General features: G+C 52.7%; 23 protein-coding genes. 13 read left to right on the forward strand and 10 right to left on the reverse strand.

Annotated elements, in window-relative coordinates; translation table 11 throughout:
* The first annotated feature begins 157 nt into the window (after window positions 1–157).
* From agaB to ACJHWR_RS03495, 4 genes are read left to right on the forward strand one after another with little or no spacing between them, the layout of a single operon-like run.
* Entirely contained in the window at window positions 158–634 is a 477-nt protein-coding gene (agaB, locus tag ACJHWR_RS03480; RefSeq protein ID WP_000098022.1) for a PTS galactosamine transporter subunit IIB, read from the forward strand.
* A gap of 38 nt (window positions 635–672) precedes the next feature.
* Window positions 673–1,476, forward strand: coding sequence for a PTS galactosamine transporter subunit IIC (gene agaC / locus ACJHWR_RS03485; protein ID WP_000544474.1), 804 nt, complete (start codon window positions 673–675; stop codon window positions 1,474–1,476).
* On the forward strand, window positions 1,466–2,257 hold the full coding sequence (gene agaD / locus ACJHWR_RS03490; protein WP_000534354.1) for a PTS galactosamine transporter subunit IID: 792 nt from the start codon (window positions 1,466–1,468) through the stop codon (window positions 2,255–2,257). Before agaC ends, agaD begins: the two co-directional genes overlap by 11 nt.
* A complete protein-coding gene (locus tag ACJHWR_RS03495; protein ID WP_012311721.1) occupies window positions 2,258–3,025 on the forward strand; it encodes a galactosamine-6-phosphate isomerase in 768 nt (255 codons plus the stop codon). It begins immediately after the preceding gene.
* Window positions 3,026–3,074: 49 nt separating this feature from the next.
* Here the strand turns inward: ACJHWR_RS03495 and rsmI are convergent, their stop codons facing one another.
* Window positions 3,075–3,938: a 16S rRNA (cytidine(1402)-2'-O)-methyltransferase gene (rsmI, locus tag ACJHWR_RS03500; RefSeq protein ID WP_000809263.1), complete on the reverse strand. Its 864-nt coding sequence runs from the start codon at window positions 3,936–3,938 to the stop codon at window positions 3,075–3,077.
* A 64-nt stretch (window positions 3,939–4,002) separates the two neighbouring features.
* Here rsmI and lpoA point away from each other — a divergent pair, with 64 nt between their 5' ends.
* From lpoA to dolP, 4 genes are read left to right on the forward strand one after another with little or no spacing between them, the layout of a single operon-like run.
* Complete coding sequence (gene lpoA, locus ACJHWR_RS03505) at window positions 4,003–6,039, forward strand: penicillin-binding protein activator LpoA (protein WP_000249093.1); 2,037 nt, start codon at window positions 4,003–4,005, stop codon at window positions 6,037–6,039.
* Entirely contained in the window at window positions 5,997–6,392 is a 396-nt protein-coding gene (locus ACJHWR_RS03510; protein WP_000246837.1) for a YraN family protein, read from the forward strand. The genes lpoA and ACJHWR_RS03510 overlap by 43 nt, the downstream gene beginning before the upstream one ends.
* Window positions 6,393–6,411: 19 nt before the next feature.
* Window positions 6,412–7,002: a DnaA initiator-associating protein DiaA gene (gene diaA, locus ACJHWR_RS03515; RefSeq protein ID WP_001158035.1), complete on the forward strand. Its 591-nt coding sequence runs from the start codon at window positions 6,412–6,414 to the stop codon at window positions 7,000–7,002.
* Between the two features lie 9 nt (window positions 7,003–7,011).
* Entirely contained in the window at window positions 7,012–7,587 is a 576-nt protein-coding gene (dolP, locus tag ACJHWR_RS03520; protein ID WP_000646049.1) for a division/outer membrane stress-associated lipid-binding lipoprotein, read from the forward strand.
* 112 nt (window positions 7,588–7,699) lie between these two features.
* On the opposite strand, the gene ACJHWR_RS03525 is transcribed toward dolP, so the two are convergent.
* Both ACJHWR_RS03525 and ACJHWR_RS03530 read right to left on the reverse strand, forming a co-directional pair.
* Complete coding sequence (locus tag ACJHWR_RS03525; RefSeq protein ID WP_000147631.1) at window positions 7,700–8,740, reverse strand: permease; 1,041 nt, start codon at window positions 8,738–8,740, stop codon at window positions 7,700–7,702.
* A gap of 72 nt (window positions 8,741–8,812) precedes the next feature.
* Window positions 8,813–9,448 (reverse strand): NAD(P)H-binding protein, encoded by a 636-nt coding sequence (locus ACJHWR_RS03530; protein WP_000084526.1) that lies wholly within the window; start codon window positions 9,446–9,448, stop codon window positions 8,813–8,815.
* 127 nt (window positions 9,449–9,575) lie between these two features.
* Here ACJHWR_RS03530 and yhbO point away from each other — a divergent pair, with 127 nt between their 5' ends.
* A complete protein-coding gene (gene yhbO, locus ACJHWR_RS03535; RefSeq protein WP_000037592.1) occupies window positions 9,576–10,094 on the forward strand; it encodes a protein/nucleic acid deglycase in 519 nt (172 codons plus the stop codon).
* On the opposite strand, the gene ACJHWR_RS03540 is transcribed toward yhbO, so the two are convergent.
* Window positions 10,074–10,517 carry a YhbP family protein gene (locus ACJHWR_RS03540; protein WP_000449459.1) on the reverse strand — a complete coding sequence of 148 codons (444 nt, stop codon included), beginning with the start codon at window positions 10,515–10,517 and terminating at the stop codon, window positions 10,074–10,076. The two genes, yhbO and ACJHWR_RS03540, sit on opposite strands and share 21 nt — an antisense overlap.
* A gap of 50 nt (window positions 10,518–10,567) precedes the next feature.
* On the opposite strand from ACJHWR_RS03540, the gene yhbQ reads away from it, so the two are divergent.
* Window positions 10,568–10,870 (forward strand): DNA damage response exodeoxyribonuclease YhbQ, encoded by a 303-nt coding sequence (gene yhbQ, locus ACJHWR_RS03545; RefSeq protein ID WP_000189315.1) that lies wholly within the window; start codon window positions 10,568–10,570, stop codon window positions 10,868–10,870.
* On the opposite strand, the gene ACJHWR_RS03550 is transcribed toward yhbQ, so the two are convergent.
* Together ACJHWR_RS03550 and ACJHWR_RS03555 are read right to left on the reverse strand one after the other, a co-directional pair.
* Window positions 10,857–11,360: a GNAT family N-acetyltransferase gene (locus tag ACJHWR_RS03550; RefSeq protein ID WP_000908554.1), complete on the reverse strand. Its 504-nt coding sequence runs from the start codon at window positions 11,358–11,360 to the stop codon at window positions 10,857–10,859. The two genes, yhbQ and ACJHWR_RS03550, sit on opposite strands and share 14 nt — an antisense overlap.
* Complete coding sequence (locus ACJHWR_RS03555) at window positions 11,354–11,878, reverse strand: SCP2 domain-containing protein (RefSeq protein WP_001295552.1); 525 nt, start codon at window positions 11,876–11,878, stop codon at window positions 11,354–11,356. Before ACJHWR_RS03555 ends, ACJHWR_RS03550 begins: the two co-directional genes overlap by 7 nt.
* A 208-nt stretch (window positions 11,879–12,086) precedes the next feature.
* On the opposite strand from ACJHWR_RS03555, the gene ACJHWR_RS03560 reads away from it, so the two are divergent.
* The 3 genes from ACJHWR_RS03560 (at window position 12,087) to ACJHWR_RS03570 (ending at window position 15,057) form a co-directional block, all read left to right on the forward strand.
* Window positions 12,087–13,082: a peptidase U32 family protein gene (locus tag ACJHWR_RS03560; RefSeq protein WP_001298771.1), complete on the forward strand. Its 996-nt coding sequence runs from the start codon at window positions 12,087–12,089 to the stop codon at window positions 13,080–13,082.
* Between the two features lie 8 nt (window positions 13,083–13,090).
* The gene (locus ACJHWR_RS03565; protein ID WP_001361201.1) at window positions 13,091–13,969 is read left to right on the forward strand and encodes a U32 family peptidase; all 879 of its coding nucleotides are present in this window, start codon (window positions 13,091–13,093) and stop codon (window positions 13,967–13,969) included.
* 80 nt (window positions 13,970–14,049) lie between these two features.
* Window positions 14,050–15,057 (forward strand): luciferase-like monooxygenase, encoded by a 1,008-nt coding sequence (locus tag ACJHWR_RS03570; protein WP_000130367.1) that lies wholly within the window; start codon window positions 14,050–14,052, stop codon window positions 15,055–15,057.
* A 118-nt stretch (window positions 15,058–15,175) separates the two neighbouring features.
* Here the strand turns inward: ACJHWR_RS03570 and mtr are convergent, their stop codons facing one another.
* From mtr to nlpI, 4 genes are all read right to left on the reverse strand, one after another.
* Window positions 15,176–16,420: a tryptophan permease gene (gene mtr / locus ACJHWR_RS03575; RefSeq protein WP_000224361.1), complete on the reverse strand. Its 1,245-nt coding sequence runs from the start codon at window positions 16,418–16,420 to the stop codon at window positions 15,176–15,178.
* A 153-nt stretch (window positions 16,421–16,573) separates the two neighbouring features.
* Window positions 16,574–18,463, reverse strand: a complete 1,890-nt coding sequence (gene deaD / locus ACJHWR_RS03580) for an ATP-dependent RNA helicase DeaD (protein ID WP_001295553.1) — start codon at window positions 18,461–18,463, stop codon at window positions 16,574–16,576.
* On the reverse strand, window positions 18,456–18,536 hold the full coding sequence (gene yrbN / locus ACJHWR_RS03585) for a protein YrbN (RefSeq protein WP_010723222.1): 81 nt from the start codon (window positions 18,534–18,536) through the stop codon (window positions 18,456–18,458). The genes deaD and yrbN overlap by 8 nt, the downstream gene beginning before the upstream one ends.
* 106 nt (window positions 18,537–18,642) lie before the next feature.
* Window positions 18,643–19,527 (reverse strand): lipoprotein NlpI, encoded by an 885-nt coding sequence (gene nlpI / locus ACJHWR_RS03590; protein WP_000802080.1) that lies wholly within the window; start codon window positions 19,525–19,527, stop codon window positions 18,643–18,645.
* Window positions 19,528–19,532: the final 5 nt, after the last annotated feature.

Raw genomic sequence — 19,532 nt, forward strand, 5'->3', positions numbered from 1 at the left:
TTTTATGATTTATCCCAATGTACTTCCCGATTAATATCGGGGAGTGCCTTAATGGAAAAGGAGATGACTAAACCTTAATAAATACATCAGTACAATATCGCAACAATAATATATTTAAAAAAATTATATTATTCAACTTTATGGTGAGGATTACACAATGAGCAGTCCAAATATTCTCTTAACCCGTATTGATAACCGTCTGGTTCACGGTCAGGTTGGCGTGACCTGGACATCCACCATCGGTGCGAATCTGTTGGTAGTCGTGGATGATGTTGTCGCTAACGATGATATTCAACAGAAATTAATGGGTATTACCGCAGAAACCTACGGCTTTGGCATTCGTTTCTTTACTATCGAAAAAACCATTAACGTCATCGGCAAAGCTGCACCGCATCAGAAGATCTTCCTGATTTGCCGTACGCCACAAACGGTACGTAAATTGGTAGAAGGTGGTATTGACCTGAAAGATGTCAACGTCGGCAATATGCATTTCTCGGAAGGGAAAAAGCAAATCAGCAGTAAAGTTTATGTCGATGACCAGGATCTCGCGGACTTACGTTTTATTAAACAACGTGGCGTGAATGTTTTCATTCAGGACGTCCCTGGCGATCAAAAAGAACAAATCCCTGACTAAATCTAAAATCGCCTTAATATTGGTTTGAGGTAATAAAAATGCATGAAATAACCCTACTCCAGGGATTATCCCTGGCGGCGTTAGTTTTCTTTCTGGGGATTGATTTTTGGCTGGAAGCCTTATTTTTATTCCGCCCGATAATCGTTTGTACCCTTACAGGTGCTATTCTCGGTGATATTCAGACTGGCTTAATTACCGGTGGCCTGACAGAGTTGGCTTTCGCCGGATTAACCCCTGCAGGTGGTGTTCAGCCGCCCAACCCTATTATGGCGGGTCTGATGACCACTGTCATTGCATGGTCTACGGGCGTTGATGCCAAAACGGCAATTGGTCTTGGCCTGCCGTTTAGTTTGTTAATGCAGTACGTCATTCTGTTCTTCTATTCCGCTTTCTCATTATTTATGACCAAAGCCGATAAATGCGCAAAAGAGGCGGATACGGCAGCATTTTCCCGACTTAACTGGACAACGATGCTCATCGTCGCTTCAGCGTATGCGGTGATTGCTTTCCTCTGTACTTACCTGGCACAAGGGGCGATGCAGGCGCTGGTGAAAGCGATGCCCGCCTGGCTGACCCACGGCTTTGAAGTGGCTGGCGGTATTCTGCCTGCCGTTGGTTTTGGCTTGCTGCTGCGCGTGATGTTCAAAGCGCAATATATCCCTTACCTGATCGCCGGTTTCCTGTTCGTTTGCTACATCCAGGTCAGCAACCTGTTGCCGGTTGCCGTGCTGGGCGCAGGCTTTGCGGTGTATGAGTTTTTCAATGCGAAATCCCGGCAGCAAGCGCAACCGCAGCCCGTTGCCAGTAAAAATGAAGAAGAGGACTACAGCAATGGGATCTGAAATCAGTAAAAAAGATATCACCCGTCTGGGCTTTCGTTCGTCACTGCTGCAAGCGAGCTTTAACTACGAAAGGATGCAGGCGGGCGGTTTTACCTGGGCGATGTTGCCGATCCTGAAAAAGATTTATAAGGACGACAAACCGGGCCTAAGCGCGGCGATGAAAGATAACCTCGAATTTATTAATACCCACCCGAATCTGGTCGGATTCCTGATGGGGTTATTAATTTCGATGGAAGAAAAAGGAGAAAACCGCGACACCATTAAAGGCCTCAAAGTGGCACTGTTTGGCCCAATCGCCGGGATTGGCGATGCGATTTTCTGGTTTACCTTATTGCCGATTATGGCGGGAATTTGCTCATCATTTGCCAGCCAGGGAAACCTGTTGGGGCCGATTTTGTTTTTCGCCGTTTACCTGCTTATCTTCTTCCTGCGCGTCGGCTGGACCCACGTCGGTTATTCAGTCGGCGTGAAGGCGATCGATAAAGTGCGAAAGAACTCGCAGATGATTGCTCGTTCGGCAACCATCCTCGGGATCACGGTAATCGGCGGGCTGATCGCTTCGTATGTGCATATTAACGTGGTGACATCGTTTGCCATCGACAGTACCCACAGCGTCGCACTGCAGCAGGATTTCTTCGATAAAGTCTTCCCGAACATTTTACCGATGGCCTACACCCTGCTGATGTATTACTTCCTGCGGGTGAAAAAAGCGCATCCGGTGCTGTTAATCGGCGTGACTTTTGTGCTCTCTATTGTTTGTTCCGCATTCGGCATTTTGTAAATGGAACGAGGCACTGCGTCTGGCGGTGCCTCTTTACTTAAGGAATTTCATCCTGTGCAAACCCTTCAACAAGTTGAAAACTATACGGCGTTAAGTGAACGTGCCAGCGAATATTTATTGGCCGTGATCCGTAGTAAACCGGATGCCGTGATTTGCCTGGCGACCGGAGCCACGCCATTACTGACGTATCATTATCTGGTAGAAAAAATCCACCAGCAGCAGGTTGATGTCAGCCAGCTCACCTTCGTGAAGCTCGACGAATGGGTGGATCTGCCATTAACAATGCCTGGCACCTGCGAAACTTTCCTACAACAGCATATCGTGCAGCCGCTGGGGCTGCGTGAAGACCAGCTCATCAGCTTTCGCTCTGAAGAGATAAATGAGACAGAGTGCGAACGGGTAACGAACCTGATTGCGCGCAAAGGCGGTCTGGATTTATGCGTTCTCGGATTGGGGAAAAACGGTCATCTTGGGCTGAACGAACCGGGAGAAAGCCTGCAACCGGCCTGCCATATCAGTCAACTTGATGCCAGAACACAGCAACATGAGATGTTAAAAACCGCGGGCCGTCCCGTGACTCGTGGGATCACCTTAGGCCTGAAGGATATTCTCAATACCCGCGAAGTTTTGCTACTGGTGACTGGCGAAGGAAAGCAGGATGCGACAGAACGTTTTCTCACGGCTAAAGTCTCTACCGCTATCCCGGCTTCGTTTTTATGGCTGCATAACCATTTCACATGCGTGATTGATGAAATGTGTCGTCGTTAACTCGCCTGGTAAAGGCGTTGTAGCGCTATTCCTGCTGCAACGCCTGTAATCACTCTCCCTGCTGCTCCAGTGCATACTTATACAGCGCATTTTTCTTCACGCCGTGAATTTCTGCTGCCAGCGCCGCCGCTTTTTTCAGTGGCAGTTCTGCCTGCAACAGCGCCAGCGTGCGCAGGGCATCGGCGGGTAAGTCTTCTTCCTGTGCTTTATGGCCTTCGACAATCAGTACCATTTCGCCTTTGCGACGGTTTTCATCTTCTTTGACCCACGCCAGCAGCTCGCCAACGGGCGCGCCGTGAATGGTTTCCCAGGTTTTGGTCAGCTCACGCGCCAGAACGACGTAGCGGGATTCGCCTAATACCGCAACGATATCTTCCAGGCTATCTAACAGGCGGTGGGTAGATTCATAAAAAATCAGCGTGCGCGGCTCCGCTTCAATGGCTTTTAGCGCATCACGGCGGCCTTTTGATTTGGCAGGTAAAAAGCCTTCATAACAAAAACGATCGGATGGTAAACCCGCGGCGCTTAACGCAGTGATAGCAGCACACGGCCCGGGTAGCGGCACCACGCGAATCCCCGCTTCACGGCAGGTACGCACCAGATGGTAGCCAGGATCGTTAATTAGCGGCGTTCCGGCATCGGAAACCAGCGCAATGTTTTGCCCCTCTTGCAGCTTCGCCAGCAGCGTTTCGGCTTTTTGTTGTTCGTTATGGTCGTGCAGCGCAAACAACCGAGCATTAATCCCAAAATGTTGCAGCAATAAACCGGTGTGACGCGTATCCTCGGCGGCAATCAGATCAACGGCCTGTAATACCTCCAACGCACGCTGGGTGATATCCGCCAGATTGCCGATTGGCGTCGGTACAATGTAAAGCTGGCCCTGAGAATTATCCGCCGATTGGTGTTGTTTCATTGTGTCGTCCGTATTGCCGATTTAATATTGAGCATTGCGTAAAAAAAATATCACTGGATACATTATGGTACCCTCAACATTTTCTCGTTTGAAAGCCGCGCGTTGTCTGCCTGTTGTTCTGGCAGCCCTGATTTTCGCCGGTTGTGGCACCCATACTCCCGATCAGTCCACTGCTTATATGCAGGGCACGGCGCAGGCTGATTCTGCCTTTTACCTGCAACAGATGCAGCAAAGTTCTGATGATACCAGGATCAACTGGCAATTACTCGCCATTCATGCACTGGTGAAAGAAGGTAAAACCGGACAGGCGGTGGAGTTGTTTAACCAACTACCGCAAGAACTGAACGATTCTCAGCGTCGCGAGAAAACACTGCTGGCGGCAGAGATTAAACTGGCGCAGAAAGATTTTGCTGGCGCGCAAAACTTGCTGGCGAAAATCACACCTGCCGATTTAGAACAAAACCAGCAAGCGCGTTACTGGCAGGCAAAAATCGATGCCAGCCAGGGGCGTCCTTCCATTGATTTACTGCGCGCGTTAATTGCTCAGGAACCGCTGCTCGGCGCGAAAGAAAAGCAGCAGAATATTGACGCCACCTGGCAGGCGCTCTCCTCCATGACTCAGGAACAGGCGAATACGCTCGTGATCAATGCCGACGAAAATATTCTGCAAGGCTGGTTGGATCTGCAGCGCATCTGGTTTGATAACCGTAACGATCCCGACATGATGAAAGCCGGGATCGCCGACTGGCAGAAACGTTATCCGAACAACCCGGGCGCGAAAATGCTGCCAACGCAGTTGGTTAACGTAAAAGCGTTTAAACCCGCATCGACCAACAAAATCGCCCTGCTGTTGCCACTGAATGGCCAGGCAGCGGTATTTGGTCGCACTATTCAGCAAGGCTTTGAAGCGGCGAAAAATATCGGCACTCAGCCAGTGGCGGCCCAGGTAGCTGCCGCACCTGCCGCAGACGTAGCAGAACAACCTCAGCCGCAAACCGTGGATGGCGTTGCCAGCCCGGCACAAGCCTCGGTTAGCGATCTGACCGGTGAGCAGCCTGCGGCCCAGCCGGTGCCTGTAAGCGCCCCGGCGACAAGCACCGCAGCGGTAAGCGCACCCGCAAATCCATCCGCAGAGCTAAAAATCTACGATACCTCATCACAACCACTTAGCCAGATCTTAAGCCAGGTTCAGCAGGATGGTGCGAGTATTGTGGTCGGTCCGTTGCTGAAAAATAACGTTGAAGAGTTGCTGAAGAGCAACACCCCGCTGAACGTGCTGGCACTGAACCAGCCGGAGAATATCGAAAACCGCGTCAATATTTGTTACTTCGCGCTTTCACCGGAAGACGAAGCGCGCGATGCAGCGCGTCATATTCGTGACCAGGGTAAACAAGCGCCGCTGGTGCTGATCCCACGCAGTTCATTGGGCGATCGCGTAGCCAATGCGTTTGCGCAAGAGTGGCAGAAACTGGGTGGCGGCACCGTTCTGCAACAAAAATTTGGTTCCACCAGCGAATTACGCGCGGGTGTTAACGGCGGTTCTGGTATTGCTTTAACGGGTAGCCCGATTACTCCCAGAGAAACAACCGACTCCGGCATGACGACCAACAATCCAACGCTGCAAACCACGCCAACCGATGACCAGTTCACCAATAATGGCGGTCGTGTCGATGCGGTGTACATTGTGGCAACGCCGGGTGAAATCGCTTTTATCAAACCAATGATCGCCATGCGTAACGGTAGCCAGAGCGGTGCAACGCTGTACGCCAGCTCCCGCAGTGCGCAAGGGACCGCTGGCCCGGATTTCCGCCTGGAGATGGAAGGCTTGCAGTACAGCGAAATCCCGATGCTGGCAGGCGGTAATCTGCCGTTAATGCAGCAGGCGCTCAGCGCGGTGAACAACGATTATTCGCTGGCTCGCATGTATGCGATGGGCGTCGATGCCTGGTCGTTGGCAAATCATTTCTCACAAATGCGCCAGGTTCAGGGTTTTGAAATCAACGGTAATACCGGAAGTCTGACGGCTAACCCGGATTGCGTGATTAACAGGAAGTTATCATGGCTACAGTACCAACAAGGTCAGGTAGTCCCCGCCAGTTAACCACCAAACAGACCGGCGATGCGTGGGAAGCACAAGCGCGTCGCTGGCTGGAAGGCAAAGGACTGCGGTTTATCGCCGCTAACGTGAACGAGCGTGGCGGCGAGATCGATCTGATAATGCGTGAAGGCAGGACCACCGTTTTTGTCGAGGTGCGTTACCGCCGCTCTGCGCTTTATGGCGGCGCGGCAGCCAGTGTGACCCGCAGCAAACAACACAAATTATTACAGACTGCCCGCTTGTGGCTCGCGCGTCATAATGGGAGTTTTGATACTGTGGATTGCCGGTTCGATGTGGTAGCCTTCACCGGGAATGAGGTTGAGTGGATTAAGGATGCCTTTAATGACCACTCATAATTAAGGTTTAAGGATTAGCGTGCAAGAAAGAATTAAAGCTTGCTTCACTGAAAGCATTCAAACTCAAATTGCGGCGGCAGAGGCGCTTCCGGATGCCATCTCGCGTGCAGCTATGACGCTGGTTCAGTCTCTGCTCAATGGCAACAAAATCCTCTGTTGTGGTAATGGAACTTCCGCTGCCAATGCACAGCATTTTGCTGCCAGCATGATCAACCGTTTCGAAACGGAGCGGCCCAGCTTACCTGCCATTGCACTAAATACTGATAATGTTGTCTTAACGGCGATTGCCAACGATCGCTTACATGATGAAGTGTATGCAAAACAGGTGCGGGCGCTGGGTCATGCGGGAGATGTATTGTTAGCCATTTCCACCCGTGGCAACAGCCGCGATATTGTAAAAGCGGTAGAAGCTGCCGTTACGCGTGATATGACCATTGTGGCATTAACCGGCTATGACGGCGGTGAACTTGCAGGTTTGTTAGGGCCACAGGATGTGGAGATCCGCATTCCTTCGCATCGTAGTGCTCGCATTCAGGAAATGCATATGCTGACGGTAAATTGCCTGTGCGATCTGATCGATAACACGCTTTTCCCTCACCAGGATGTTTAAGGAGAATACATGAAGGCATTATCGCCAATCGCAGTCCTTCTTTCCGCGCTGCTGTTGCAAGGTTGTGTTGCCGCTGCCGTAGTGGGTACCGCTGCTGTAGGTACCAAAGCCGCAACTGACCCACGCAGTGTCGGCACCCAGGTGGACGATGGTACCCTGGAAGTGCGCGTGAACAGCGCATTGTCGAAAGACGAACAGATTAAGAAAGAAACCCGTATTAATGTCACGGCGTATCAGGGCAAAGTGCTGTTGGTTGGGCAGTCACCAAACGCTGAACTTTCGGCTCGCGCTAAACAAATTGCGATGGGCGTAGACGGTGCCAACGAAGTGTATAACGAGATTCGTCAGGGCCAGCCGATTGGTCTGGGCGAAGCGTCTAACGATACGTGGATCACCACCAAAGTGCGTTCGCAGCTGTTAACCAGCGACCTGGTGAAATCGTCCAACGTGAAAGTGACCACCGAAAACGGTGAAGTGTTCCTGATGGGGCTGGTGACTGAACGTGAAGCGAAAGCGGCGGCAGATATTGCCAGCCGGGTGAGCGGCGTAAAGCGTGTAACTACGGCGTTTACGTTTATTAAATAGCAGCCCTTGTAATGCCTGATGCGACGCTTGCAGCGTCTTATCAGGCCTACAACGATGCAAACCGTAGGTCGGATAAGGCGTTTACGCCGCATCCGACATGTTTTCCCTCAAATCAAGCCAACAGCGCCAACCCGCCGACAATCACACCAGACACTGCCACCATCGCCCCCGTCAGCCATAAGGCTTTCGCCGGGAACGCTTTACGCAACATAATCAGTGACGGCAAACTCACCGCCGGGAGCGTCATCAACAATGCCAGCGCCGGAGCGGTTCCCATGCCTGCCAGTATCATCGTTTGTACAATCGGAATTTCTGCTGCCGTGGGAATGACAAACAAGCATCCTGCCACCGCCATCGCCACCACCCACATCAGGCTGTTATCGACAGCACCATCGGCATGGGGGAATAGCCAGACGCGAGCGGCACCCAACACCAGTACTGCAAGGATGTAAACCGGGATTGTACTCCAGAAAAGCGTCCATAGCGCCCTGCCCCAGCGGCTAAAAAATCCTCCCTGTGCTTCCGGTATGTCAATTTCGACCGGTGCCTGCGTTTGCGGTGTTTCACGCACCCATTTTTGCACCAGCGTCGCAATCAGCAACACCATCACCAGCCCCGCCACCAGACGAATCGCCGCAAAACCCCAGCCGAGGACGAACCCCATAAACACCAGCGTCGCCGGGTTTAACAACGGATTCCCCATCCAGAATGCCAGCGCACCGCCCATCGACACCTGTTGGCGACGCATTCCCGCCGCGACCGGAGCCGCACAGCAGGTACACATCATGCCCGGCAGCGAAAACAGCGTTCCCAGCAGCGTGCCGCGAAAGCGCGATTGCCCAAGCGTACGCAATAACCAGTCACGCGGGATCAGCACCTGAATCAACGACCCGAGCAGTACGCCCAGCACCGCCGCTTTCCATACCGCGAGGAAATAGATCATCGCGTAATCCAACGCCGCCTGCCACGGATTAGCATCCGCCTGCGCAAGGATAGATTTACCGATACTGTGGGTTTCGGCAGCAGTAAACGCTTTGCCGTAGTAAGGTTGCCATTTCACATACCAGAGACCAGCAATGACAACGAGAAAGAAAAGCGCGGGTTTCCACCACTGAATGGGCGTTGCCGCCTGAGATGAAGACTGACCAGTCATAGCATTCCCCAGGAATAAGATATGATAATTGAGCGCGTGAATATTACGCTCACTATCATTTCTTGGGAATAATTATTCAGCTCTTTTGCGTAATTCTGAAGAGCTTAAAATCGTCACGCCTTCATGCTCAGGCCGCATCGCCTCTGCCAACATGACCCGCGCCACGTCTCTCGCATCAATGGATTTCCAGTTACCTGGTAACAAACGGAACAGCGGCGCAAAAAGCGTTTCGTTCATCCGCTGTTTGCTACGATCGCCCAGTAACATCGACGGGCGAGCAATGGTCAATTTCGGCCAGTTCTGGGCGATTAATGCTTCTTCCATCTCCCCTTTGACGCGGTTATAGAAAAACGGCGAGTGGGCATTGGCACCCATCGCACTGACTACCAACATATGCTGCGCACCGAGGCGCCGCCCGGTTAATGCGGTATCCACCACCAGCGTGTAATCGGCATGAATAAACGCCTCTTTGCTCCCCGCTTCTCGCCGCGTGGTGCCGAGACAACAAAACACAATGTCGATGGGATCGGTGACCTGCGCCAGCGCGTCGGTCAGTTGCGGATCATGGGGATTAAACACCCCTGGCATATCGCCCAACGGACGTCGCGTCGGCGCGGCTATGGCGTTAACTTTCGGTTCGTTAATCAACATCCGCAGCAGGTGACCGCCCACCAGCCCCGTTGCGCCTGTAATCAGTACCTGACTCATCTTCGCTCCTTTACAGAATTGTCTGCCTTGCGCTCCACGGCTCATGCACCAGGCTTAATAGACCATGAGGTAATTATCCCCGATTGTGGGAAATTCGCCTCATCCAATGCAACATCGCGGAGGAAGCATGAGTAAGAAAATTGCCGTTTTAATCAGTGATGAATTTGAGGATTCAGAATTTACTTCACCCGCAGACGAGTTCCGTAAAGCCGGACACGAAGTGATTACCATTGAAAAACAAGCGGGTAAAACGGTGAAAGGCAAAAAAGGAGAAGCCAGCGTGGCCATCGATAAATCCATCGATGAAGTGACGCCCGCAGAGTTCGATGCCCTGCTGCTACCGGGCGGCCATTCACCGGATTATCTGCGTGGCGACAACCGTTTTGTCACCTTCACCCGCGATTTTGTGAATAGCGGCAAACCTGTTTTCGCCATCTGTCACGGTCCGCAGCTGCTGATCAGCGCCGATGTGATTCGGGGGCGCAAACTGACTGCCGTTAAACCGATCATTATTGATGTTAAAAACGCGGGCGCGGAATTTTACGATCAGGAAGTGGTGGTCGATAAAGATCAGCTGGTTACCAGCCGTACACCGGACGATCTGCCAGCGTTTAACCGCGAGGCATTACGCCTGCTCGGTGCCTGAGTTACGTAGCCAGATCATTTTTTTACCAAAGCCCAGCGTGTTGTCGGTGAATTTGATTTCATCAAGCCGGATTTCCCACACCGGTGCCGACAGCATTCTGGCAACCGGAAAGCGACGATTGTACGCCTGGCGCGCACGCTCGCTTTCCTCACCTTCAAGCCTGCGGATCTCGCCTTTAAATTGCACGCCGCGAATTAACGCTACCGTTTTCGGCTGACCGTTTACCGTTCCGGCAACTGCCGCCTGCGGCCCACTCATCTGCGCGTGGCGCGTTTTTTCTTCCGTCAAAATGTAGAAGGCGACTTTCTGCGCATCAAAAAGATAAAAGGCATTAGCGCACCACAGTTCCCCTTCCTGCTGCACACACCAGGTGACAACATGTTGTTTTGCCAGCCAACGGCTGATGGCGGTGAGTGTTTCCATTGCTGTTCTCTTTTATACTGTGGGCCTGACCTTAACATGCGACGCAGACGATGACACCCTGGTTTCTTTACTTGATCCGTACCGCCGACAATAAGCTTTATACCGGGATCACCACAGATGTCGAACGCCGCTATCAGCAGCACCAAAGCGGCAAAGGGGCGAAAGCACTGCGCGGGAAAGGAGAACTGACGCTGGCGTTTTCCGCGCCAGTGGGCGATCGTTCGCTGGCACTACGGGCGGAATATCGCGTTAAGCAACTGACCAAACGGCAAAAAGAGCGTCTGGTAGCGGAAGGCGCAGGGTTTGCAGAACTGTTGAGCAGCCTGCAAACCCCAAAGATTAAAAGCGATTGAAGTGCTCGTGATACTCAACCAGACCAGTTACACCGTTCAGCGCGTCATCCGCTAAACGATGTACCTGGAAGGCACTTTCAGTGCCCGGCCAGCGGCAACGCAGATCGTGATGTGCCGCCAGTTCAAAGCCGAAACGGCTGTACAGCGCCGGATCGCCCAGCGTCACCACTGCGGCATAGCCGAACTCATTAAGCGAATCGAGTCCTTCATAGACCAGTTGGCGTGCCAGCCCCTGTCCACGGTATTTTTCATCTACCGCCAGCGGTGCCATGCCGACCCATTGCAGGTCTTCGCCCTGCACATCAACCGGACTAAATGCCACATAGCCAATGACCTGACCTTCGTCATCTGTCGCCACCAGCCCCAGCGTCAGAAAGCCATCTTCACGCAGATCGTGAACCAGCTTCGCTTCCGCATCACTTTCGAATGAACGACGCAGCAGGGCATCAATACCCGGCGCATCAATGGGAATTTCTACTCGAATTAGCATGGTTCACCTACCGATGTCTGTTTGGTTTCAGGCGCGGTTTTCATTCCCGCCTCAACAAAATCCGCCAGTTGCAGCAGCATCATGCGTAAGGCTTTCGGCATTTGCTCCAGTTCAATGGCGTCCATCAGGTTTTTCACATATAACCCCAGCTCCGTATCGCCTTCAATCACCAGCCGACGTTGGAAGAAGAGCGTATCCGGATCTTGTTTACGCGCCGCAATCATCAGCAGATCGCTGGCGTCGGCACTAAAACTCACATCAGCTTGCGCGTTCTGGCTAACGACCAGTTTGCCATTCACCACCGAGGTAAACCATTGCAGGTCAATATCACGCACATGAATACTTAACCAGCGGCCTTCAAGAAACTCCAGCTCGCCATCATCCAACGCCTGGCGGAATTGCCAGCTTAAGACCTGCTCAAGAACCTGGCGTTTTAGCGCAAATGGCGTCAGTTTTACCGGTACACTCAACAGAGATGGCCCCAAATGCACAATACGGGAACGCAGTTTATCCAACACGAGTTTTACTCCCTGTTTCAACAATCATCCTATTTTGCCATATCAGAAAAATAACATAGCGGTATAAATCAACAATTCCATATGAAATTGCTGCTACCACCAATACAACTTTAACTGCCTTAAATCAAAAATTGTCGCAGCAAGGTTAACTAAAATCCCAGTTCGTTAACATTTTTGCGCTTTGATAGCGCAACCTTCAGGAAAAATTATGGAGCTGCTCTGCCCTGCCGGAAATCTCCCGGCGCTTAAGGCGGCCATCGAAAACGGCGCAGATGCTGTTTATATCGGGCTAAAAGATGATACCAATGCCCGTCACTTCGCCGGCCTTAACTTTACCGAGAAAAAATTGCAGGAAGCGGTGAGTTTTGTCCATCAACATCGCCGCAAACTTCACATCGCGATTAACACTTTTGCGCATCCGGACGGTTACGCCCGCTGGCAGCGCGCCGTGGATATGGCGGCGCAGCTGGGTGCCGACGCGCTGATCCTCGCCGACCTCGCCATGCTGGAGTACGCCGCCGAGCGTTACCCGCATATTGAGCGTCATGTGTCAGTGCAGGCTTCGGCGACCAATGAAGAGGCGATTAACTTTTATCATCGCCATTTTGACGTTGCCCGCGTGGTGCTGCCGCGCGTGTTGTCGATTCATCAGGTGAAACAACTGGCACGGGTCACACCTGTACCACTGGAAGTCTTTGCTTTCGGCAGCCTGTGCATTATGTCGGAAGGTCGTTGCTATCTGTCGTCGTATCTGACGGGTGAGTCGCCCAACACTGTGGGTGCGTGTTCTCCGGCCCGTTTCGTGCGCTGGCAACAAACGCCGCAGGGGCTGGAATCCCGCCTGAACGAAGTGCTGATCGACCGTTATCAGGACGGCGAAAACGCAGGTTATCCGACGCTGTGTAAAGGGCGTTATCTGGTGGACGGCGAGCGCTATCACGCGCTGGAAGAACCCACCAGTCTCAATACCCTGGAACTGCTGCCGGAGTTAATGGCAGCGAATATTGCTTCGGTGAAAATTGAAGGCCGCCAGCGTAGCCCGGCGTATGTCAGCCAGGTGGCGAAAGTCTGGCGTCAGGCTATCGACCGTTGTAAGGCCGATCCGCAAAACTTCATACCGCAAAGCGCGTGGATGGAGACGCTCGGGTCGATGTCCGAAGGCACGCAGACCACCCTTGGCGCGTATCACCGTAAATGGCAGTGAGAAAAGCAATGAAATATTCCTTAGGGCCAGTGCTGTGGTACTGGCCAAAAGAGACGCTGGAAGAATTTTATCAGCAGGCCGCCGCCAGCAGCGCCGACGTGATTTATCTTGGTGAAGCGGTCTGTAGCAAACGCCGGGCAACCAAAGTTGGCGACTGGCTGGAGATGGCAAAATCGCTCGCCGGAAGTGGCAAGCAGATTGTGCTCTCCACGCTGGCACTGGTGCAGGCATCCTCCGAACTGGGCGAACTGAAACGCTATGTTGAGAACGGTGAGTTTCTGATTGAAGCCAGCGATCTCGGCGTGGTGAATATGTGCGCTGAACGCAAACTGCCGTTCGTCGCCGGGCACGCGCTGAACTGCTACAACGCGGTGACGCTGAAAATATTGCTCAAACAGGGCATGATGCGCTGGTGTATGCCGGTGGAGCTTTCCCGCGACTGGTTGGTGAATCTGCTTAATCAGTGCGATGAGCTGGGCATTCGCAACCAGTTTGAAGTGGAAGTCCTGAGCTACGGTCATCTGCCGCTGGCCTACTCCGCCCGCTGCTTTACCGCGCGTTCGGAAGACCGCCCGAAAGATGAGTGTGAAACCTGCTGCATTAAGTATCCGAACGGGCGCAACGTGCTATCGCAGGAAAACCAACAAGTGTTTGTACTCAATGGCATTCAGACCATGAGCGGCTACGTTTACAACCTCGGTAACGAGCTGACATCCATGCAGGGGCTGGTCGATGTGGTCCGCCTGTCACCGCAGGGTACTGACACTTTCGCAATGCTCGACGCCTTCCGCGCCAATGAAAATGGCGCTGCACCACTGCCGTTGACGGCAAACAGCGATTGTAACGGCTACTGGCGGCGGCTGGCCGGGCTGGAGCTGCAAGCGTAAGTATATAGCTCACTTTGTTAACAACTTTAACTACTCTTTAATGCAGTATTAAAGATTAATCGGTAACAAAGTGAGCTGTTATGACTGATAAAACCATTGCGTTTTCGCTACTCGATCTGGCCCCCATCCCCGAAGGCTCTTCAGCGCGAGAAGCGTTCTCCCACTCTCTCGATCTCGCCCGTCTGGCTGAAAAGCACGGCTATCATCGCTACTGGCTGGCAGAACACCACAATATGACCGGTATTGCCAGTGCTGCAACGTCGGTGTTAATTGGCTATCTGGCGGCGAATACCACCACGCTGCATCTGGGGTCTGGCGGCGTGATGTTGCCTAACCACTCACCGTTGGTGATCGCCGAACAATTCGGCACGCTCAATACGCTCTATCCGGGGCGAATCGATTTGGGGCTGGGCCGCGCGCCGGGTAGCGATCAGCGAACCATGATGGCGCTGCGTCGTCATATGAGCGGCGATATTGATAATTTCCCCCGCGATGTCGCGGAACTGGTGGACTGGTTTGACGCCCGCGATCCCAATCCGCATGTGCGCCCGGTACCAGGCTATGGCGAGAAAATCCCCGTGTGGTTGTTAGGCTCCAGCCTTTACAGCGCGCAACTGGCGGCGCAGCTTGGTCTGCCGTTTGCGTTTGCCTCACACTTCGCGCCGGATATGTTGTTCCAGGCGCTGCATCTTTATCGCAGCAACTTCAAACCGTCGGCACGGTTGGAGAAACCGTATGCGATGGTGTGCATCAATATTATCGCCGCCGACAGCAACCGCGATGCCGAATTCCTGTTTACCTCAATGCAGCAAGCCTTTGTGAAGCTGCGCCGCGGCGAAACCGGGCAACTGCCGCCACCGATTCAAAATATGGATCAGTTCTGGTCGCCGTCCGAACAGTATGGTGTGCAGCAGGCGCTGAGTATGTCGCTGGTGGGCGATAAAGCGAAAGTGCGTCATGGCTTGCAGTCGATCCTGCGCGAAACCGACGCCGATGAAATTATGGTTAACGGGCAGATTTTCGACCACCAGGCGCGCCTGCATTCGTTTGAGCTGGTGATGGATGTGAAGGAAGAATTATTGGGGTAGTGTGTTTTAACGTAGGAAGCCTTATCCGAGATGGCAACGCTGTCCTACACAATTCCTGATAAGCGAAGCGCATCAGGCATTGTGTAGGCAGCAGAAATGTCGGATAAGGCACCGCTGATTACTGATACACCGGCAGCAAATTAAAGCTCGATAAGATATGGACCAGTGCGTTGCCAACGCCAAATACCAGAATCAGCATAATCATCGGCTTGCCGCCCCAGACGCGGAATTTCGGGCTACCAAAGCGTTTACGCGATGCGCGGGCCAACAGCGCCGGAACAATTGCCGCCCAGATGGTAGCCGCTAAGCCAGCATAACCAATGGCGTACAGGAATCCGTTAGGAAACAGCAGGCCACCCACAACAGGCGGGGCAAAGGTCAGCAACGCTGTTTTCAAGCGGCCCATAGCCGAGTCATCGAAACCAAACAGATCTGCCAGATAGTCAAACAAACCCAGCGTAACGCCGAGGAACGAACTCGCTACCGCAAAGTTTGAGAACACAACCAGCAGCAGATCCAGGCTACGGCTGTTCAGCACGCCGCTTAACGCCTGTACCAGCACATCAATATTACCGCCCTTCTCGGCGATGCCGATAAACTCCGGACGAGGGATGTTGCCCATCGTCGCCAGCAACCAGATGGTATACAGCGCCAGCGCCATCAGCGTACCGTACACCAGGCATTTCACGATGGTTTTCGGATCTTTGCCGTAATACTTCATCAGGCTCGGCACGTTACCGTGATAACCAAAAGATGCCAGACAGAATGGCAGTGTCATCAGCAGATACGGCGCATAAGACGCATTGCTTTCGGCAACGTTGAACAAGGTCGTTGGCTGCACATGTCCCAGCAGGCTACCGAAGGTGAGGAAAAACGTAATGACTTTCGCCCCCAGCACAATCGCCGTCATCCGGCTGACCGCTTTGGTGCTCAACCACACCACAAACGCCACCAGTAGTGCAAAACCAAATCCAGCTGCCCGTGCAGGGACGTTCAGCGACATCTCCGCGAAGGTGTGATGCAGAATCGAACCGCTGGCAGAAATATAGGCGTAAGTCAGGATATAGAGCACAAAGGCAATGGAAATGCCGTTGACTACGTTCCAGCCTTTGCCGAGCAGGTCTTTGGTGATGGTGTCAAAGCTCGAACCGATTCGATAATTCAGGTTAGCTTCCAGAATCATCAAGCCGGAATGCAGCATACAGAACCAGGTAAAGATCAGCGCCGCCATTGACCAGAAGAACCACGCCCCGGACATGACCACTGGCAGAGAAAACATCCCTGCGCCAATAATGGTGCCGCCGATAATCACCACGCCGCCAAGCAGCGACGGTGACGTTTGGGTGGTGGTTAGTGTTGCCATGAGGGCTTCTCTCCAGTGAAAAATAGTGCGACTGCGTTGTTATGCATTGCACTGTACCAGTACATGAGTACAAAAGACAGAAAAAAAGCCCCGATTATTAAAATCGGGGCTGTATATATTATTTTACAGACTGTATTCGCTGTTCAGCGATGATTACGCATCGCCACCGAAACGACGACGACCGGTAGAGTCATCACGACGCGGTGCGCGGCCTTCACGACGTTCGCCGCTAAAACGACGACCATCACCACGGCCACCTTCACGGCGTTCACCGCTGAAGTTACGACCGCCTTCACGACGTTCGCCACCGAAACCACGACCACCGCCACGACGCTCACCGCCAGTATGCGGCTGTGCATCGCCCAGTAACTGCATATTCATCGGCTTGTTGAGAATGCGAGTACGCGTAAAGTGTTGCAGCACTTCACCCGGCATACCTTTCGGCAGTTCGATGGTGGAGTGAGAAGCAAACAGCTTGATGTTACCGATGTAACGGCTGCTGATGTCGCCTTCGTTAGCAATCGCACCAACGATATGACGAACTTCAACACCATCATCGCGGCCCACTTCAATGCGGTACAGCTGCATATCGCCAACATCACGACGTTCACGACGCGGACGATCTTCACGGTCACCACGCGGGCCACGGTCGTTACGATCGCGCGGACCACGGTCATCACGGTCACGGAATTCACGTTTCGGACGCATCGGCGCATCTGGCGGAACAATCAGAGTACGTTCACCCTGTGCCATTTTCAGCAGTGCGGCGGCCAGAGTTTCGAGATCCAGCTCTTCACCTTCTGCCGTCGGCTGAATTTTGCTCAGCAGTGCACGGTATTGATCCAGATCGCTGCTTTCCAGCTGCTGCTGTACTTTAGCGGCGAATTTTTCCAGACGACGTTTGCCCAGCAGTTCTGCGTTCGGCAGTTCAACTTCCGGAATGGTCAGCTTCATGGTGCGTTCAATGTTACGCAGCAGACGACGCTCACGGTTCTCAACGAACAGCAGCGCACGGCCAGCACGGCCCGCACGACCAGTACGACCGATACGGTGAACGTAAGACTCAGAATCCATCGGGATATCGTAGTTAACTACCAGGCTGATACGCTCAACGTCCAGGCCACGGGCCGCAACGTCGGTCGCAATCAGGATGTCCAGACGACCATCTTTCAGTCGTTCCAGTGTCTGCTCACGCAGCGCCTGGTTCATGTCACCGTTCAGCGCGGCGCTGTTGTAGCCGTTACGCTCAAGGGCTTCTGCCACTTCCAGAGTCGCGTTTTTGGTACGAACGAAGATAATCGCCGCATCAAAATCTTCCGCTTCCAGGAAACGTACCAGTGCTTCGTTTTTACGCATACCCCAGACAGTCCAGTAGCTCTGGCTGATGTCAGGACGGGTAGTCACGCTGGACTGAATGCGCACTTCCTGCGGCTCTTTCATAAAGCGGCGGGTAATGCGACGAATCGCTTCCGGCATGGTTGCAGAGAACAGAGCGGTCTGATGACCTTCCGGGATCTGCGCCATAATAGTTTCAACGTCTTCGATGAAGCCCATGCGCAGCATTTCGTCAGCTTCATCCAGAACCAGACCGCTCAGTTTAGAAAGGTCCAGAGTGCCACGTTTCAGGTGATCCAGCAGACGGCCCGGAGTACCGACAACGATCTGCGGCCCCTGACGCAGGGCACGTAATTGCACGTCATAACGCTGGCCGCCGTACAGGGCAACCACGTTTACGCCGCGCATGTGTTTAGAGAAATCCGTCATTGCCTCAGCAACCTGTACCGCCAGTTCGCGGGTCGGTGCCAGCACCAGAATCTGTGGTGCTTTCAGCTCAGGATCAAGATTCTGCAGCAGAGGTAAAGAGAATGCTGCAGTTTTTCCGCTCCCCGTCTGGGCCATACCCAGAACGTCGCGGCCATTCAGCAGATGTGGAATACACTCTGCCTGAATTGGAGATGGTTTTTCGTAACCCAGATCGTTAAGGGCTTCAAGGATAGGAGCCTTCAGGCCCAGATCTGCAAAAGTGGTTTCGAATTCAGCCATGTAGTACGTGTGCCTCAAAATTAATGGCGGCCAGTCTACATAACTCATCATGAAATTGATCAGCAATTTTCATTGAAAAGTGTGAACCGGCTCAAAGTAGGTGTATTAACGAACAACAACGCCCTCACCCGTTAAGGTGATGGCAATCAAAAAAGATTACGGGCTGATGTGTACGTCAGCTATTGCTGGTCCGATTCTGCCAGGTCATCTTGGTCCTGGCCCAGGAGCGATAATTCCAACAATGCGTATCGGTGCTCAACAAAGTTATGAACGTTGTTGGCAACCGCCAGTTTGAACAGTGCCGTGGCGCTGTCCAAATCCCCCAGACTTAGGTAGTACTTACCTAAATAGAAGTTGGTTTCACTGAGATGCTCAGCGAGCGAGGTGTTATCCGTTGCGTCCGCCTTGAGCCTTTCCATTAACGTTTGTTCGCTAATGTTGCCCAGGTAGAACTCGACAATGTTCCATCCCCACTGTTCCTTATCCGATTTTTCGAAGTGCTGTTTCAACACTTCTTTAGCCTGCTTCTCATCGAGCTTCTGCTCGGCGAGATAAAGCCACAGACTACGGAAAGGATCATTAGGATCGTCTTGATAAAACGCCAGCAGATCATCTTGCGCTAACTTGTCACGACCGCCGTAATATAATGCGATCCCGCGATTCAAGTGCGCGTAGTTGTAAGTTGGATCAAGCTCAAGTACAGAATCAAACGCTTCATAGGCAGCATCAAAATTGCCTGCCTGCGTTAAATATATGCCTAAGTAATTGAATACTTCAGGCATATCCGGTCGGATTGCCAGCGCTTGCGAAAAATCGTTACGCGCTAATGCCCTCAGACCGAGACTATCATACAACACTCCGCGCTCATATAAAAGCTGTGCGCGTTCGTCATCGGTTAAAGCCCGACTGGCAAGGATTTGTTCCATACGTGCCAGAATCACTTCCTGCTGTAAAGTCGGTTGCAATGGTACCGCGAGGACTTCACTTTTACGCCAGGAAGTATTACTGCATCCTGCAAGCGTAAGTGCTGTCGCAACGAAACACCAGCGCAAAAAAGGCTTCATTTCCC

Source organism: Escherichia sp. WS568, assembly GCF_046486085.1.
GTDB lineage: Bacteria > Pseudomonadota > Gammaproteobacteria > Enterobacterales > Enterobacteriaceae > Escherichia > Escherichia coli.